The organism is Aquirufa ecclesiirivi (assembly GCF_011250515.1).
GTDB lineage: Bacteria > Bacteroidota > Bacteroidia > Cytophagales > Spirosomataceae > Aquirufa > Aquirufa ecclesiirivi.
The window spans coordinates 110,461-127,451 of the sequence record NZ_JAANOP010000002.1; the positions used below are offsets into that span (position 1 = coordinate 110,461).

The 16,991-nt window shown below is 37.9% G+C and carries 14 protein-coding genes; 7 read left to right on the top strand and 7 right to left on the bottom strand.

From position 1 onward, the window contains the following. Positions 1-9: 9 nt before the first annotated feature. A complete protein-coding gene (gene dnaK / locus G9H65_RS03765) occupies positions 10-1,899 on the bottom strand; it encodes a molecular chaperone DnaK (RefSeq protein ID WP_166374014.1) in 1,890 nt (629 codons plus the stop codon). Between the two features lie 170 nt (positions 1,900-2,069). On the opposite strand from dnaK, the gene G9H65_RS03770 reads away from it, so the two are divergent. Then, complete coding sequence (locus G9H65_RS03770) at positions 2,070-3,071, top strand: fatty acid desaturase (protein WP_166374015.1); 1,002 nt, start codon at positions 2,070-2,072, stop codon at positions 3,069-3,071. Between the two features lie 45 nt (positions 3,072-3,116). Here G9H65_RS03770 and G9H65_RS03775 read toward each other — a convergent pair whose 3' ends face one another. Together G9H65_RS03775 and pgmB are read right to left on the bottom strand one after the other, a co-directional pair. After that, positions 3,117-5,417 (bottom strand): family 65 glycosyl hydrolase domain-containing protein, encoded by a 2,301-nt coding sequence (locus tag G9H65_RS03775; protein ID WP_166374016.1) that lies wholly within the window; start codon positions 5,415-5,417, stop codon positions 3,117-3,119. 41 nt (positions 5,418-5,458) lie between these two features. Beyond that, positions 5,459-6,106, bottom strand: a complete 648-nt coding sequence (gene pgmB / locus G9H65_RS03780) for a beta-phosphoglucomutase (RefSeq protein WP_166374017.1) — start codon at positions 6,104-6,106, stop codon at positions 5,459-5,461. 179 nt (positions 6,107-6,285) lie between these two features. On the opposite strand from pgmB, the gene G9H65_RS03785 reads away from it, so the two are divergent. Genes G9H65_RS03785 through G9H65_RS03810 form a run of 6 tightly spaced genes read left to right on the top strand, consistent with a single transcriptional unit; the run spans position 6,286 to position 13,109 of the window. After that, positions 6,286-7,992 carry an alpha-amylase family glycosyl hydrolase gene (locus G9H65_RS03785; RefSeq protein WP_166374018.1) on the top strand — a complete coding sequence of 569 codons (1,707 nt, stop codon included), beginning with the start codon at positions 6,286-6,288 and terminating at the stop codon, positions 7,990-7,992. Next, positions 7,992-8,804 (top strand): N-acetylmuramoyl-L-alanine amidase-like domain-containing protein, encoded by an 813-nt coding sequence (locus G9H65_RS03790; protein ID WP_166374019.1) that lies wholly within the window; start codon positions 7,992-7,994, stop codon positions 8,802-8,804. The genes G9H65_RS03785 and G9H65_RS03790 overlap by 1 nt, the downstream gene beginning before the upstream one ends. Beyond that, entirely contained in the window at positions 8,801-9,937 is a 1,137-nt protein-coding gene (locus G9H65_RS03795) for a MalY/PatB family protein (RefSeq protein ID WP_166374020.1), read from the top strand. The genes G9H65_RS03790 and G9H65_RS03795 overlap by 4 nt, the downstream gene beginning before the upstream one ends. A gap of 1 nt (position 9,938) precedes the next feature. After that, a complete protein-coding gene (locus G9H65_RS03800) occupies positions 9,939-10,589 on the top strand; it encodes a hypothetical protein (protein ID WP_166374021.1) in 651 nt (216 codons plus the stop codon). Further along, the gene (locus G9H65_RS03805) at positions 10,586-12,301 is read left to right on the top strand and encodes an IlvD/Edd family dehydratase (protein WP_166374022.1); all 1,716 of its coding nucleotides are present in this window, start codon (positions 10,586-10,588) and stop codon (positions 12,299-12,301) included. Before G9H65_RS03800 ends, G9H65_RS03805 begins: the two co-directional genes overlap by 4 nt. A 58-nt stretch (positions 12,302-12,359) precedes the next feature. Then, complete coding sequence (locus tag G9H65_RS03810; RefSeq protein ID WP_166374023.1) at positions 12,360-13,109, top strand: SDR family NAD(P)-dependent oxidoreductase; 750 nt, start codon at positions 12,360-12,362, stop codon at positions 13,107-13,109. Between the two features lie 106 nt (positions 13,110-13,215). Here G9H65_RS03810 and G9H65_RS03815 read toward each other — a convergent pair whose 3' ends face one another. Genes G9H65_RS03815 through G9H65_RS03830 form a run of 4 tightly spaced genes read right to left on the bottom strand, consistent with a single transcriptional unit; the run spans position 13,216 to position 16,990 of the window. Then, complete coding sequence (locus G9H65_RS03815; protein ID WP_166374024.1) at positions 13,216-14,283, bottom strand: dipeptidase; 1,068 nt, start codon at positions 14,281-14,283, stop codon at positions 13,216-13,218. Position 14,284: 1 nt separating this feature from the next. After that, positions 14,285-15,376: a D-TA family PLP-dependent enzyme gene (locus G9H65_RS03820; protein ID WP_166374025.1), complete on the bottom strand. Its 1,092-nt coding sequence runs from the start codon at positions 15,374-15,376 to the stop codon at positions 14,285-14,287. A 1-nt stretch (position 15,377) separates the two neighbouring features. Continuing rightward, on the bottom strand, positions 15,378-16,160 hold the full coding sequence (locus G9H65_RS03825) for an L-fucose dehydrogenase (RefSeq protein ID WP_166374026.1): 783 nt from the start codon (positions 16,158-16,160) through the stop codon (positions 15,378-15,380). Beyond that, complete coding sequence (locus G9H65_RS03830) at positions 16,160-16,990, bottom strand: amidohydrolase family protein (protein ID WP_166374027.1); 831 nt, start codon at positions 16,988-16,990, stop codon at positions 16,160-16,162. The genes G9H65_RS03825 and G9H65_RS03830 overlap by 1 nt, the downstream gene beginning before the upstream one ends. Position 16,991 lies beyond the last annotated feature (1 nt).

Consider the following 16,991-nt stretch of genomic DNA (forward strand, 5'->3'; position numbering starts at 1 on the left):
CCTATTTAACTATTTTACTTCCTCGAAAGCTACATCTTCTGCTTCACTAGCGCCATTGGCAGAAGCATCCGCTGTATTTTCTGTTGCACCTGCAGTTTCACCAGCAGCGTACATTTCTTGGGAAGCAGCAGTCCAAGCTGTATTAAGTTTTTCCAAGCCAGCATCAATAGCAGCTACATCTTGGGAAGCATGAGCTGTTTTTAATTCAGCTAATGCACCTTCAATGGCTGATTTGTTTCCTTCTGAAAGCTTCTCTCCATATTCTTTCAATTGCTTTTCAGATTGGAAAATTAAAGCATCAGCTTGGTTGATTTTCTCAACACGCTCTTTCTCAATTTTATCGCTCGCTTCATTGGCCTTTGCCTCGTTGCGCATTTTTTCAATTTCAGCATCTGTTAAGCCACTGGAAGCTTCGATACGGATTTTTTGTTCCTTACCAGTTCCTTTGTCTTTCGCAGATACATGCAAAATACCGTTGGCATCAATGTCGAAAGTAACTTCAATTTGAGGTACTCCACGTTGTGCTGGTGGCAAACCATCTAAGTGGAAACGTCCTAATGAACGATTATCCTTCGCCATAGGTCTTTCTCCTTGCAATACATTTAACTCAACGGATGGCTGGTTATCTGCGGCAGTCGAGAATACTTCTGACTTCTTAGTTGGAATGGTTGTATTCGCTTCAATTAACTTAGTGAATACACCTCCCATCGTTTCAATCCCTAAAGATAATGGAGTCACATCAAGTAACAAAACATCTTTTACTTCACCGGTTAAAACTCCACCTTGAATAGCAGCTCCTAAAGCGACAACTTCGTCTGGATTCACTCCTTTAGAAGGTTTCTTTTCAAAGAATTTTTCTACTTCTTCTTGAATTCTAGGAATACGAGTTGAACCTCCTACTAAAATAACCTCATCGATGTCTGCATTAGAATATCCTGCATTTTTCATGGCTCTTTTGCATGGCTCCAAGGTACGTTGAATCAAACTATCAGCTAGTTGCTCAAATTTAGCACGTGTTAAATTGCGAACTAAGTGCTTTGGAATACCATTCACTGGCATGATATAAGGCAAATTGATCTCGGTGGACGCGCCAGAACTTAATTCAATTTTAGCCTTTTCAGCCGCTTCTTTTAAGCGCTGAAGTGCCATTGGATCTTTACGCAAGTCGATGTTTTCATCTGAAATGAATTCTTGAGCCAACCAATCAATGATTACTTGGTCAAAATCATCTCCTCCTAAGTGGGTATCACCATCAGTAGATTTTACTTCAAAAACTCCCTCACCCAATTCTAAGATCGATACGTCAAAAGTTCCACCACCTAAGTCGAACACCGCAATCTTCATATCCTTACCTTGCTTGTCGACACCGTAAGCTAAAGCTGCAGCAGTGGGTTCATTGATGATACGTTTCACTTCTAAGCCTGCAATTTGGCCCGCTTCTTTCGTTGCTTGACGTTCTGCATCATTGAAATAAGCAGGAACAGTAATAACAGCCTCTGTAACAGTTTGTCCTAAATAATCTTCTGCTGTTTGCTTCATCTTCGTTAAGATTTGCGCAGAAATTTCTTGTGGGGTATATAAACGATCACCGATGCGAACACGTGGAGTATCGTTATTCCCTTTTTCAACTTGATATGAAATCGTTTTTAATTCAGAACTTACATCACTATATTTTTTACCCATAAATCTTTTAACAGATGATATGGTATTTTGAGGATTGGTAATCGCTTGTCTTTTGGCAGGATCTCCTACTTTACGCTCCCCATTCTCCAAAAACGCTACAATGGAGGGAGTTGTTCTTCTTCCTTCTGAGTTAGCAATAACAACTGCCTCATTTCCTTCCATTACGGCCACACATGAATTGGTGGTACCTAGGTCAATTCCAATAATTTTTCCCATGATTATTATTTTATTTTTTACCCCCATGTTACAAGGAATATGCCATGAAAGCTGTTTTAAACAAATGCTGACATATTGTCACGTACTCTCCCATAAATAATAAAATTCAATAAATTTCGTCAGTAAATAGGCATATGTGTTATCTTTGCAACAAGAAAATATGTTCAATTATGTCTGAATTTAATGACTTTACGTGGGTAGAAGGTTCAGAGCCTCACCGTCAACGTACAAGAGAAATCATCAAGAAACACCCCGAAGTAAAAAAATTAATTGGTAAAAATCCGAGTACAATGTGGTGGATTTTGGCCTGTGTTGGTTTACAAATTACCCTAGCCTATTTTTTGAAAGATTCACCCTGGTGGTTAATTGTTGCCGCCGCTTGGTTTGTAGGTGCATTCCCAACACATACCTTATTCGTATGTATTCACGAGACCGCCCATAATTTGGTATTCAAAAAAAATTCATGGAATGTGTTTGCTGGGATTGTTGCTAACTTCCCCTCTTTATTTCCTACAGCCATTTCTTTCAAAAACTACCACTTAAAGCACCATGCTTTTCAAGGGGTACATGAACTGGATGCGGATTTACCTGATTATTGGGAAGCAAAATTGATTAACAATTATTTCATTGGTAAAGCCATTTGGTTATTATTATTTCCCTTCTTTCAAGCTATTCGTACCATTCGTTGTATTGAGTTAGCCGTATTTGATCGCTGGGTAATCATGAACATTGTAGCACAATTCGCTTTTGATGCTTTGATTGTGTACTTATGGGGCTGGCCTGCCTTGGCTTACATGGGTTTAAGTTTCCTGTTTTCTGTGGGTTTACATCCACTAGGCGCTCGTTGGATTCAAGAGCATTATTTGGTTTTAGATAAAAATCAGGAAACGTATAGTTACTATGGTGGTTTGAATGGCATCAATATGAATGTGGGTTACCATAATGAACACCATGATATGCCTTCTATTCCTTGGAATAATCTTCCAAAATTAAAGGCTGCAGCACCTGAGTATTATGATAATTTGAAATACCATACCTCCTTTGTCAAATTGTTCTTCACTTTCCTATTCTCTCAAGAGGTAGGTTTATATTCAAGAATTGCCCGTAAAGAACGCGGTGGAGTTGTATTAACAGATGTTTCTACACCCGATATTGATTTAGCTAAAGAATAATTGATCATTCTCTAGTATTAAAAAGGCCTCATTTGAGGCCTTTTTTTATATTACTACAGTTGAGTTTGCTGCAACATGAAGCTTCTTATCATGGATGACAATTTCACTAGCATGACCCGCTAAATTTTGTACTTTCACCCCTGCTTGGTTGACTTCAATTTCTAAATGATCATTTCTGAAATTGATTTTAAAACGATAGCTCTTCCATTGCTTCGGTAAAAATGGGGCTAAGTGTAATTGGTTATTTTGAACACTTTGCCCTGCAAAACCTTTAATAATAGACATCCAGGTTCCTGCCATGCTGGTAATATGACAGCCATCTTCAGTATCATTGTTATAATCATCTAAATCCAATCTGGCAGCTCGGGTATAAAATTCATACGACTTATCTTCCTTACCTAATTTGGCAGCCAAAATACTATGAACACAAGGACTTAAGGATGATTCATGGACGGTTAAGGGCTCATAAAATGAATAATTTCTTTCAATCTCATCCAAAGAGAAATCTGATTCAAAGAAATACATACCTTGTAAAACATCTGCTTGCTTAATATAACAAGAGCGTAATATTCGATCCCAAGACCAATGTTGATTGATGGGACGTTGCTGGGCAGGGATTTGATCAACGGGTGCAATAATTTTATCTAAGAAACCATCTTGCTGAAGATATATGCCTCTTTTTTCATCTCTTGGATAGTGCATGTGTTGAACAATATGTTCGAACTCTACTAATTCCTCGACTTTAAATTGACTTTTCTCTAGTTTGATAGAAGTCTCATTCGGGTACAATTGAGTGATTTCTTGATGAACTTCTTGAACATAAGACAAACACCAAGCTGCTAGGTAATTGGTATACCAGTTATTATTGACATTGTTTTCATACTCATTTGGACCAGTTACACCCAACATGACATATTTTTGAAGATTTTCTGACCAATTGACACGTTGCTTCCAGAATCGAGCAATGGCTAATAATACATCCCAGCCATAATCAAGCAAGTGTCTTTTATCATCTGTGTATTGTACATAATCCTTGATGGCATAAGCAATGGCACCATTACGGTGAATTTCTTCAAAGGTTATCTCCCATTCATTGTGGCATTCCTCCCCATTCATAGTCACCATCGGATATAATGCTGCCCCTTGGTCAAAACCTAGTTTCTGTGCATTTTCGATGGCCTTATCCAATTGCTTCCAACGGTAGATCAAGAGATTTTTAGCTACCTGAGATGGTGCCGTTGATAGGTAAAAAGGTATGCAATAAGCTTCTGTATCCCAATAAGTAGATCCTCCATATTTTTCACCTGTAAATCCTTTGGGACCAATATTTAATCGATCGTCTTTGCCTGTATACGTTTGATTGAGTTGGAATATGTTAAATCGGATTCCTTGCTGTGCTGCTACATCACCTTCAATGACGATATCATTGCTGTTCCACTTTTCTGCCCATGCTAATGCCTGTTCTTGTAACATTTGATCAAATCCTTTAGATGCAATCTTCGTGAGGTATTGGGATAGTGCTATTTCAAAATCTGTGGTTGGGTGATTTTCGGAGCTTAAATTGATGGCATATTTAAATAAGGTAATAGGCTCATTTTCAATCACATCCACTTGGTAGCTTAAAACGCTATATTTTTCTCTAGTTTCAGATTGAGCTTGAACATGGACTTTTTGTCCATTTTGGTAAATGTGCACTTCTTGTCCGGTGATGACTTCAAAATGAGTTTTTTTAGTTTTTGACCATACAAAGGAACGATTTCCTTGAGCCTCTACTTTGACTTGATCCCAAAACTTCTCTTGATAATTAGAATCTTTATTTTGGATATCTCCGTCGATATAGGCTTTTAGTTGAATTGATCCAGAAAAATTGACGGGAGTGATGCTGTATGAAATAGCACCAGATTCGTCATCAGCCATGCTATTGAAACGAATGGATTTAATTTTTAATCGTTTGTTATTCGATAAGGTGATTTCGCAAGTACGAAGCAAATACCCCTCTTTCATATTCAATTCTCGATAAAATTCATGTATGCTTGCTTGGTGTAGGTCGACCTTCACTCCTTCTATCTCAATGTCTATTCCGATCCAATTGGCGGCATTTAATACTTTGGCAAAATATTCTGGATAGCCGTTTTTCCACCAACCAACGCGCGTTTTATCAGGATAATAAACCCCTGCCACATAATTTCCTTGAAGTGTTTTACCCGTGTAGCTTTCTTCAAAATTGGCTCTTTGTCCCATTCGGCCATTCCCTAAGGAAAAAATGGATTCCGTGATTTCGTTGAATTCAGGATGGAATGAATCTTCAATGACTTTCCAAGCATCATGTTTTAAATACTGTTTCATAGGGTTCTAATTAGGAGCGCAAATACGATGAATAGATAGGATTAAAGAAGAAGAAGTTCAGATACTTGTAGTTCTGTAAAAGAGGAAATGACTTTATCCGCGCCTCGCAAAATGGTTGGAGAGCCAACTCCTACCACTTTCATTCCACCCGCTTTGGCGGCATCTATACCGGCTTGGGCATCTTCAAATACAATACATGCTGTCGCGGGGCAGCCTAGTGCTTCCGCTCCTTTTAAAAATACTTCAGGGTCTGGTTTACTTTTTGTTACTACGTTTCCGTCTATTATGGCATTAAACCAAGTTGTTAAGCCTGTTTTTTCTAAAATAATACCAGCATTTTTACTCGCAGAACCTAAGGCAATCAGGTAGCCTTGTTCTTTTAATTGTTGTAGGAAGGAAATGACACCCGGCAATATTTCACAGGGATTCATGTGCGAAATGAGCTCTAAGTAAGTCTCATTTTTTTCTTTGAGCCAACGACCCTTTTGTTCTTGCGTAGCTTGAAAATGTGCCCAATGCAAGATTTTATCTAAAGACTCAACTCGGGAAATCCCTTTGAGTTCTTCATTTTGCTCATGACTTAATTCAAAATCAAAATGTTTCCCTAAAATTTTCCATGCTTGAAAATGATATACTGCGGTATCTACGAGTACGCCATCTAAGTCGAAAAGACAGGCTTTATACTTCATTTTATAATTTTTAGGGTTATGCTATATTTCAAAAATACGAGTTTTCCAGCTGCGGAAAAAGCGAAATTTGGCTTATTTGAGCCCTTTATCTTGTTATTGAGGAATAATTTAATTTTATTTAAACTAGAATTATTCCGACCTAAGCCTATTTTTTTAGAAATTAATAGATTCAGATTTACATGAAAGAGAAAAGATCCCATAAGTTTATCGTATATCAAATGATGTTTCATTTATGGGGCAATACCAATACCGATTTAGCTTTTAACGGTTCATGTCAAAGAAATGGAGTTACCAAATTTTCTGACATATCCATCAAAGCTTTGCAAGCCTTGGCGAAAAAAGGATTCACTCATATTTATGCGACTGGTATCATCGAACATGCCACTATGGAGGATTTTTCTGCCTATGGATCCCCATTAGATCATCCATCCATTGTGAAAGGTCGGGCTGGTTCACCCTTTGCCATCAAAGATTATTATGACGTTAATCCCTTCTTAGCAATTGATCCTGCCAAAAGAATGGAGGAGTTTGAGGAAATGTTGGAGCGAATTCATGCCTGTGGTTTGCATTTGATTTTGGATTTTGTACCGAATCACCTGGCCAGACAATACCATTCAGATAAGAAGCCAAAAGGAATTAGTGATTTTGGACTAAATGATCAGACAGATAAATCTTTTGATCCCAATAACAATTTTTATTATTTACCAGGTACTCAATTTTCTGTGCCTGATGGTTTAGATATACCTGTACCCTATTCTATTCCTTATATTGAAATTCCCGCCAAAGTGAGTGGAAATAATGTTTTTTCGGCTCAGCCCTCGAAAGATGATTGGTTTGAAACCGTGAAGTTGAATTATGGAATCGATTTTCAACATGGAGAAAAGACCTATTTTGATCCGATACCGGATACTTGGTTAAAACTGCTCGATGTTTTAGTCTACTGGACTAATAAAGGAATTGATTCTTTTCGATGTGATATGGCTGAAATGGTTCCTGTGGAATTTTGGGCTTACGTCATTCCTAAGATCAAGTCTATCAATTCCAAAGTGACATTCATTGCTGAAATTTACCAACCTTATCGTTACCAGGATTATATCTATCGAGGTGGGTTTGATTATTTATATGATAAAGTAGGTTTATATGATGCCTTAAGAAGGTTGATGGAAGAGAAACCTAAAGCTACGGTAGAGGATATTACTCGTGTATGGCAACATGAATCAGGGGAATTTTCTGAGCACATGTTACGCTTTCTGGAAAATCATGATGAAACTAGAATAAATAGTCCTGGTTTTGCTCAACATAATCTATGGTCAACTATTCCAGCTATGGTCATAACTGCTTGTCTGCATCATGGACCATTAATGACCTACATGGGACAGGAATTTGGTGAGTCTGCCAATGAGGTGGAAGGATTTAATTTGGCGCAAGATCGCACCACTATGTTTGATTTTTGGCGGGTAGAATCACATCAAAGATGGATGAATCAAGGGCAATTTGATGGGGCAGAATTAACTAAGGAGGAAAAACAATTGGATGATTTTTATGTGGATTTGTTTCAATTCGTACATGCACATCCTGCTATTCAAGAAGGGCATTTTTTTGATTTACAATATGCTCAAAATGAACATTATCCGAAGAGAAAAGTCTATTCATTTTTAAGATATACTTCCAAAGAAAAATTGTTAATCGTATGTAATTTTGATTCTCAACAATATTATTCTTTGGATATTCAATTACCCAACTTGGCGAAAGAGATGATGAACGTGTCCCAAGTTAAGTTGAAATTAATACAAGCATTTGTGCCACCAGCTGTGAGAGAACACCTTCAACAAGCTGATGTGGCGATGTTGCCCCCGAACAGTGCTTATGTTTTTATGATTTCATAATGGCCTTACTCCCAAAATCCATGCGATTACTATTCCTTCTATTGGGCGTTTTTCTTTTTCAGTTCGGAAATGCTCAAGAAAAATGGATTCCTTTAGATTTGCAAAGTAGAATAGCTTTGTCTCAAAAAAAACAGAATCATGTGATTTTGGCAGAGTATTTCTTGGGCAAACCTTATGTGGCAAATGCCCTTTCGGCTGAAAATCCAGAGAAATTATACCTTTCATTGGAGGATTTTGATTGTGTAACATTCATTGAAAATGTGATGTCACTATATCATTCCAAAGGTCAGGATTCCCTGTATAAGAAAAATTTGATTCATTGGAGGTATGCTCAACCTAAGGATATTCGATTTGAAACAAGAAATCATTATTTTTCAGCTGCCATGGAACAATTGGTTAAAGATCAATGGATCCTTCCCATACCTACTCCTGAGGGAAAACAGATCAAGAAAAGTTTTACGTTTTTATCTCAATTTTATCGAAATAAGAACAAGAATATATCCATTCCAGCTTTGGAACAAGTGGAGAGCCAATTAAGATTAAATCCTTTTACCTACATTCCATCGATCAATGTTAGTAAGGTACTCTCCAGTTTTAAGGAAGGCGATATTGTTACTTTTGTTTCCAAAAGAAATGATCTAGATGTACAGCATACGGGCTTTCTTACGTTTAGAAAATCAACTTTTTATGTACTTCATGCTTCTCAGGAAGTAAAAAAGGTATGTGTTTCGGATAAGAACTTAGTGGAATACTTGAAATCGCATCCCTCCTTTCTTGGCATTCAGGTTTTTAGACCTAATTTTATTAAATGAAAAAATACAACTTTGATCAAGTGATTGATCGTAAAAATACGTCTAGTTATAAATGGGACAACCCGATCTATGCGGGCAAATCCATCCTTCCTATGCCTGTGGCTGATATGGAGTTTGTAGTGGCAGATGAAATTTTGGAGGCATTGGATAAGATTACTCAACATGGAGTTTTAGGTTATTCCATCGTGCCTGATTCCTTGAAAATATTAGCGCAAAAAAAGATCCAAGAGGAATATCAATGGGAAACAGCAGTAGAATGGCAAGTTTGGTTACCCGGAATCGTTCCAGGTATTAGCATAGCCTGTGATATCTTTTCCAACGAGAAAAATGGAGTTTTGACAGCCATTCCCGTGTATCATCCGTTTCATTTGATACCTACTTGGTTAAATCGCCCTTTACTTACTTTTCCCATGGTGGAAAAAGAGGGCCGATGGACTTACGATTTTGAAGCTTTTGAAGAGGCGCTAAAACAACAGCCAGCCGTGTTTTTATTTTGTAATCCCCATAATCCTGGAGGTACGGTATTTAATCAGTCAGAAATAGATCAAATAGTACGTTTGTGTAAACAATATAATTGCTTGATTATTTCTGATGAAATACATGCTGATTTACGCATTCATCCCCAATCCAAACATATTTGTATTGGTCAATACATCGAAGATATTCCCTCCATCAGTTTTTTTGCAACATCAAAAGCTTTTAATACAGCTGGCTTAGGAGGTTGTGTAGCCATTATTCCTCACAAAGCAAGCAGAGAGGCTTTTATCAAAAGAACCTTTGGATTTATGCCTATGCTGAGTCGACATAGCATTGACGTCATGTCAGCTACTTACCTGTATGGTTCTAATTGGTTGGCTCAATTATTGCCTTATTTGAAACAAAATCATGATTTTCTGTTGGATTTTGTCAAGCAACAACCAGGTTTGGACATGATTCCTCTAGAAGCTACCTATTTGGCCTGGATTTCCTATGATGAAACTTGGGGAGATTTACCAGAACGATTGCTAGAACATGGGCTACACGTATTGCGTGGGGAGCAATTTAAAGGAAAAAACTTCATTCGGTTAAATTTTGCTTGCCCTCAATCGCAGTTACAAGAAGCCTGTCAGATCATTGCCAGTTTAGCGCTTTAACATGGTAAAAATTTTTCGATTTACTGTATTTCTATTGTTGGTATCGCTACTGCTTGGTTTGTTGTATTATGTTCAACAAAAGGAGGAAGTAGAAAAACAATCGAATATTGGCTTGGAGGAAATGGACTTGGTACAGCGCTACCAAGATTCCTTGGATAGCCCATTGAAGTCGGTGGATCAAGATAAAAAAACCGAGTTCATTACTAAAATCGAGGATTTTGAAGCGAAAATGGAGTCCATACCCAATAAAGTAATTTTTAGTGTCACTAAAAGTAATCAAACGGTCTATCGTAAAGAATTTCAGCATGTTTCTTGTAAACAAATTTTATCTTCTGATTTGAATGGCGATATGCAACCTGAGTTTTGGGTTTTGGTCAGCAAGGGTAAAAAAAGCATTATTTATACTTTTGAATATCATAAGGGAAATTTACAGACGGTTCAATTTCCCGTCTTGAAAGGTCGTCAAAATTTTGGGTACCTAGGAAATGATAGTTTACATGTAGATAAATCTTATATTGTGAGGTCATTTGACTTTCAAAACGATCCCTATTCAGACCTGTCTGAAGGAATTAGGTCATGTTATTATAGCTTTGGAACAGACCGAAGCTTTGTATTAAACAAAACGTTAGACTTAGAACATATTCAACAATGAGTGAGCAAAAATTACGATCGCAGCAATGGTTTGGCAAGACAGGTAAAGATGGATTTATTTACCGTGCTTGGATGAAAAATCAAGGTATACCTGATGATTATTTTCAAGGGAAACCAGTTATTGGAATTTGTAATACCTGGTCAGAATTAACGCCATGTAATGCTCATTTTAGAGAATTAGCAGAATTTGTCAAAAAAGGGGTGATTGAAGCAGGAGGATTTCCCGTAGAATTTCCGGTGATGTCTTTGGGGGAAACATTAATTAAGCCTACCGCCATGTTATATCGTAATTTGGCCAGTATGGATGTAGAAGAATCTATTCGTGCCAATCCGATTGATGGGGTGGTATTAATGTGTGGTTGTGATAAGACGACTCCTTCTTTGGTTATGGGTGCTTGCAGTGTGGATTTACCGAGTTTGGTGATTTCTGGCGGACCCATGATGAAAGGAAAGTTTAAAGGTAAGGAAATTGGTACCTCTGATGTATGGCGCTTTGCTGAAGCGTATAAATTAGGTGAATTATCGCAGGCAGAGTTTATTGAAGCAGAAGCGTGTATGGCACGTACGCCGGGTCACTGTGCGGTGATGGGTACAGCATCTACGATGGCTACCATGGTGGAAGCACTAGGATTAAGTTTACCACAAAACGCGGCTATTCCTGCCGCCGATGTTCGTAGAAAGGTATTGGCTCAGCATTCGGGAAGAAGAATTGTGGAAATGGTGAAAGAAGATTTAAAGCTTTCTAAAGTTTTAACGCGTGAGGCATTTGAAAATGCTATTCGAGTGAATGCTGCCACTGGAGGATCTACCAATTTTGTCATCCATTTATTGGCTATTGCTGGACGTATCGGTGTGGAATTAGATCTAAATGATTTTGATAAATTTTCTAAGCAAATACCTTTATTGGCTAATATTCAGCCTTCAGGAGAACACTTCATGGAAGATTTATATTATGCAGGTGGCTTACCTGCCTTGATGAATCAAATGAAGGATTTTTTACATACGGGAATCATTACTGTGAATGGTAAAACCGTCGGTGAAAATATAGCGAATACTCCTATTTATGATTCCAAGATCATATCTACCATGGAGAATCCTTTTAAACCAGATTCAGGAATTGCGGTGGTGAAAGGTAATTTGGCTCCGAATGGGGCTGTGGTTAAGCCAAGTGCAGCTTCACCTGAGTTATATAAACATCGAGGAAAAGCCGTGGTATTTGAAAATATTGAAGATTATCATGCTCGAATTGATCTTCCCGATTTAGATATCGATTCAACTTCTGTGATGGTGTTGAAAAATGTAGGTCCTAAAGGCTATCCAGGAATGGCGGAAGTGGGAAATATGGGTATCCCTAAAAAGCTCTTAGAGAAAGGTGTGAAAGACATGGTTCGTATTTCTGATGGCCGTATGAGCGGAACAGGATTTGGAACCGTTGTATTACACGTTTCCCCTGAATCTGCAGCTGGAGGTCCATTAAATTGGGTTCAGAATGGCGATTATATTGCTTTGGATCTAGATAATAGATCCATTCATTGGGAAGTATCAGATGAGGAATTGGAGGCACGTAAACAGGCGCAACCTTTCCAAGCACAAGCTCATATACGGGGTTATGTAGGACTATTTATTGACCGTGTGTCCCAAGCCCATGATGGGGCTGATTTTGATTTCCTAAAAGGAGGATCAGGTTCTATTGTGACGAGAGATTCACATTGATTTTATTAGTAGAGGCCCTTATTGAACGATTAGGGCCTCTTTCATTTTATACAGAATTATGTTAAAGTATATTGTTACAGGTGCAGCGCAAGGAATTGGTTTTGAGATAGTTAAATCTATTTTGTTGCAAGGTAATTATGTGATTTGGAATGATATCAATCAAGATCAAATTGATAAAGCTAAAGCCCAATTACACCATTTAGGACTATATCAATTTTCCAGTATTTGCGCAGATGCAAGTTCCGATGAATTTTTAGATTCTCTTTCTATTTTGGTGGATGAAACCCCCGGAACATTAGCGGGATGCGTTTGTAATGCAGGTATTACTACTTTTGGTGATTTTTGGTCATATACTAAAGAGTCTTTGGATCAAATATTGAAGATAAACATCAAAGGAACTTTCTTTTTAGCGCAATTGGTGGCTAAAAAACTACGAGATGCAGGAAATGGAGGAAGTATTTTATTGATGTCGTCCGTTACAGGTCATCAGGCGCATCCTGATTTAGCTGCTTATGGTATGACCAAGGCTGCTTTAAATCAATTGGCAAAGAATTTGGTGATTGACTTATCTCCTTTTCAGATTCGTATTAATACGATTAGCCCAGGGGCCACTTTAACAGAAAGAACACTTTCAGATCAAGATTATATTAAGGAATGGTCTGCTATCACTCCTTTGGGATATCCAGCCACGGTAGAAGACATCGCAAATGCAGCTTTATTTTTCCTCTCTCCCCTTTCTAAACACATCACTGGTCAATATTTAGTAATCGATGGTGGCTGGACTTCAGTGGGGATACCCCCCAAATGAATGATAAATTATAAAATATAAATTGTAAATGAATGATAGTTTTCTTGACTCCTTTTAAATCTGTTTTATTCCCAATATTTATAATCTATATTTTATAATTCATAATTTATTGCCAGTTTTTCTCCAGAAACCCAATCCAATTTTTATGACAGATCTTTTCAATGTCATTTGACGAATAGCCTCTTTTGCTTAGTAAATTAGGTATTTTTTGCAAATCGGCAATAGATTGAAGGTCATAGGGACATTGTTCTGTACCAAATCCACCATCTAGATCAGTCCCAAGCCCTACGTGATTGGTATTTCCTGCAATTTGGCAAATATGATCCAAGTGATCAATCATGGTATTCAAGCTCACCTGCATATTTTGAGGAGTGGAGACTCCCCTTACCCAATTGGGAACCATCATCCATGCATCCAATGGCATACCTATGACAGCACCCCTACGAATCAATTCCTTAAATTGTTCATCCGTAAATTGGCGATTATGATCGACCAAAGCTCTACAATTATGATGACTAGCCCAAACTGGGCCATTATAATGCTCCATGGCTTCCCAAAAGCTATCATCACATAAATGAGTGGCATCAAGAATAATACCTAATTGTTGCATTCTGGCTAATAGAGCCCTTCCATTCTCACCCAATCCTCCCGTTGCATTGGTTCCTTGCGCATATCTTCCAGGGCCATAATGCGCTGGTCCTAAAGCTCTTAATCCATAGTTATACGCAATATCTAAATGATCAACCGTGATAATGGAATCGGCACCTTCCAAACTTAAAATGTAACCAATCTTCTTTTTGCTATCTTGACTGCTATTCCAATATGCTACATGAGTTTGTAATTCTGACCAGTTTCTGATCGGACTTAATTCCCCCAAAGCTTCTAGTGCTTTGTAATAGGCTAATTGTCCTTGAGTTTGAGCCCAGGCTTGTTCTGGCGAGTGCCAACCAGGTAAAGTAGAGCTTTTATCCACATAACGTGCTATTTGGGTCGCCACTACAATTCCAATATTCCCTTTTCTCAATTCTTCCAAAGAAATGACAGCATTGCCTCGATCGGGTTTATCAGTCATGCCTTTTTCCCTTTCATTAATGTCCTTTAATGAAGCTCTTAAATCACGATTCCATTCCAAAGCATTCATGCTGAGGTCTAAATGTGCATCAAATAGTAGCATGTTATATGTTGATTTTTCTGTTTCTAGCTTTTACTTCCCAATTGCCCACAAATTTGTCATTTTCGATTACTTGCAAATTAGCATGCAAGGCTACAGTAGGACAAACATGGTAAGGAATCATTAAAAACTCCTGACCTATTTCAAAAATATCAGAATCAGGCACTTCTACGATACCATGTTCTTCACTTTGGCTCAATAACTTAAATTCTGGTTGATCGATGAATCGTACTCGATTCTCTATGGTGTTTTCTGCTGCCACGGATTTATGTCCCAAATCCAAGCAAATAGTTGTTTTACTAGGTTTTGAAATGATACGGCTAATGATGAAAAGTGCTGGTTTTAAACTATTTTCTTGATAAAGTGCTGTATATCCCGCATCAAAAAAGACAAAAGTACCAGGACTACATACATAGGCTGGGTTCTGATGATGAACTAAAAAGCTGGGAGTTCCTCCTACACACAATTCTAAGTAAGGAAATTCAGATGAAATTGATTGAACCAAGTCCTTAAATTCGCTGAAATCTCGTTGCACATGCGCATTTCTCTCTTCTACACTCAAGTCCCTGATATGGCCATCATAGGCATGAAGACCACTAATTTTTAAAGCTGGTAAATTCTTTATTTGATGAATCAAAGAAGCAGCCTGTGTAGAATTGATACCAGTTCGATTCATACCTACATTAATATCAATGAATACATCAATACTAAGTTGTTGACTTAGAAATATGGCGGAAATAGCTTCAGCGGCATGAAGATCATCGACTAAACAAGCAAATTGACTTTTAGGATAAGCTTGTACTAAATTTGCCAAACGGATTATATTAGGCCCTGTTGGCTGCATGCTCAATAAAATAGATGGGGCAAATGACAAAGCTAATAATTCCGCCTCAGCTATGGTCGCACATTTAAATTTTGTGATACCAGCCTCAATGCATAAGTCATTGACCTCCTTCGTTTTATGTGTCTTGATATGAGGTCTTAATCGATTGGGATCTCCATCTACTAAACTCAATACATAAGCGATATTTTCCTTGACCTTGTTAGGAAAGACCAATAAACCAGGACTTTGAATTTCTGTATAATCAATGCTCATCTTATATCAATGCACGATCTAAATGTGTATAACCACCGTCTACATGGATTAATTGACCCGTCGTATGACTTGATTTTTTAGACATTAAAAAAGTAACCATATCCCCTAATTCTTCCGGAGTGGTCATTCGCTTTCCTAATGGTATTTTTTCGGTGATGGAGGCCAAGGTTTCTTCTGGATTAGGAAGGGTTTTTAACCATCTGTCGTACAAAGGAGTATAACATTCCGCTACTATAACAGCATTCACTCGAACGCCTTCTTTCAATAACTCAACTGCCCATTCTCGGGTTAGCGCATTTCTGCCTCCATTGGCTGCAGCATAGGCAGAAGTACCACCCTGACCTGTTTCAGCCACTTTAGAACCAATATTAACAATTGCTCCTTTTGATTGAATTAAATGCGGTAAGCAGGCTTTGGCCATCAAATAATAATGAATCAAATTGGAGTGTAACGACTGCATGAATTTTTCATAGGTTCCCGAAGCCAATCCTACCCCATCGTTAATTCCCGCATTATTCACTAAGCCATCTATTTTACCAAAAAATTGGTAAACTTCATTGACCACGCGGTCACATTCTTCGGGTCGACTAAGTTCAGCAACAAAGGAGAAAGCTTGTCCTCCCGTAGCTTGTATCTTGGCGATTGCCTTTTCATTATCTTCTCTATTCCTTCCCACAATAGCCACCATGGCAGATTCTAAAGCCAATGATTGACTAATTCCTTCTCCGATTCCTTTGGCACCACCAGTTACGATGATGACCTTTTCTTTAAGTCCTAGGTTCATTATAGTTCTACTTGATAAAACGCTAAACAATTATTCAATTTGATATCCGCTTGTTCAGTAGCAGATAAGCTAGCTATACTTTCATGAAAGACTTCCAACCATTTTTCTAAGGTTGAAGCCACTAATACGACTGGGTAATCTGAACCAAATAATAATCTTTTGGGACCAAAAACTTCAATGGCCACATCGATAGTCTCTTTGATCTCATCTTTTGTCCAATTGGCCCAATCTGCTTCAGTTACTAGTCCTGAAATTTTGGCAGAAACATGCTCAAGTTCTTTAAATCCTAGCATGTTCTTCTTCCAGTTTGTTAAATCGTTTGATTTATAGGGAGGCTTAGCTAAATGATCTAATATCAGTTTTTGACTATTTACTTTTTGTGCAAATACTATACTTTCTTTTAATTGATGTGGATAAATTAAAATATCGTACGTGTAATCAAAAGCAGCTAATTGCTTCACTCCTTGGATGAAATTGGGCCTTTGAAAGAACAGGGGGTCTTTTTCTCCCTGAATCACGTGACGGAAACCTACACATTTTTCAAATTGAGAAAAATACTCGAGTCGACGTTCTAGGTGCTCATTTTGTAGGTCAGTCCAACCCACCACGCCTTTGATAAAGTCATTTTGCTCTGCCAAAGCTAACAAAAAAAGCGTTTCTTCTTCGGAAGAGTCCGCCTGAACAGCTATGCAGCCCTGAACACCATTTTTTTCAAATATTACTTGACTTTCATTTGGATAAAAATCAGTTTGAATCTTGGACATATCATCGGTAATCCAAGTATCTCGCTCTGGCTGATAATTCCAAAAATGTTGATGTGCATCAATCATA

Excerpts from the sequence above, each read along its gene's own strand:
- G9H65_RS03785 (WP_166374018.1), top strand. The coding sequence starts at position 6,286 with ATGAAAGAGAAAAGATCCCATAAGTTTATCGTATATCAAATGATGTTT.
- G9H65_RS03775 (WP_166374016.1), bottom strand. The coding sequence starts at position 5,417 with ATGAAACAGTATTTAAAACATGATGCTTGGAAAGTCATTGAAGATTCA.
- G9H65_RS03795 (WP_166374020.1), top strand. The coding sequence starts at position 8,801 with ATGAAAAAATACAACTTTGATCAAGTGATTGATCGTAAAAATACGTCT.
- dnaK (WP_166374014.1), bottom strand. The coding sequence starts at position 1,899 with ATGGGAAAAATTATTGGAATTGACCTAGGTACCACCAATTCATGTGTG.
- G9H65_RS03825 (WP_166374026.1), bottom strand. The coding sequence starts at position 16,160 with ATGAACCTAGGACTTAAAGAAAAGGTCATCATCGTAACTGGTGGTGCC.
- G9H65_RS03805 (WP_166374022.1), top strand. The coding sequence starts at position 10,586 with ATGAGTGAGCAAAAATTACGATCGCAGCAATGGTTTGGCAAGACAGGT.
- G9H65_RS03770 (WP_166374015.1), top strand. The coding sequence starts at position 2,070 with ATGTCTGAATTTAATGACTTTACGTGGGTAGAAGGTTCAGAGCCTCAC.
- G9H65_RS03790 (WP_166374019.1), top strand. The coding sequence starts at position 7,992 with ATGGCCTTACTCCCAAAATCCATGCGATTACTATTCCTTCTATTGGGC.
- G9H65_RS03820 (WP_166374025.1), bottom strand. The coding sequence starts at position 15,376 with ATGAGCATTGATTATACAGAAATTCAAAGTCCTGGTTTATTGGTCTTT.
- pgmB (WP_166374017.1), bottom strand. The coding sequence starts at position 6,106 with ATGAAGTATAAAGCCTGTCTTTTCGACTTAGATGGCGTACTCGTAGAT.
- G9H65_RS03810 (WP_166374023.1), top strand. The coding sequence starts at position 12,360 with ATGTTAAAGTATATTGTTACAGGTGCAGCGCAAGGAATTGGTTTTGAG.
- G9H65_RS03830 (WP_166374027.1), bottom strand. The coding sequence starts at position 16,990 with ATGATTGATGCACATCAACATTTTTGGAATTATCAGCCAGAGCGAGAT.
- G9H65_RS03815 (WP_166374024.1), bottom strand. The coding sequence starts at position 14,283 with ATGCTACTATTTGATGCACATTTAGACCTCAGCATGAATGCTTTGGAA.
- G9H65_RS03800 (WP_166374021.1), top strand. The coding sequence starts at position 9,939 with ATGGTAAAAATTTTTCGATTTACTGTATTTCTATTGTTGGTATCGCTA.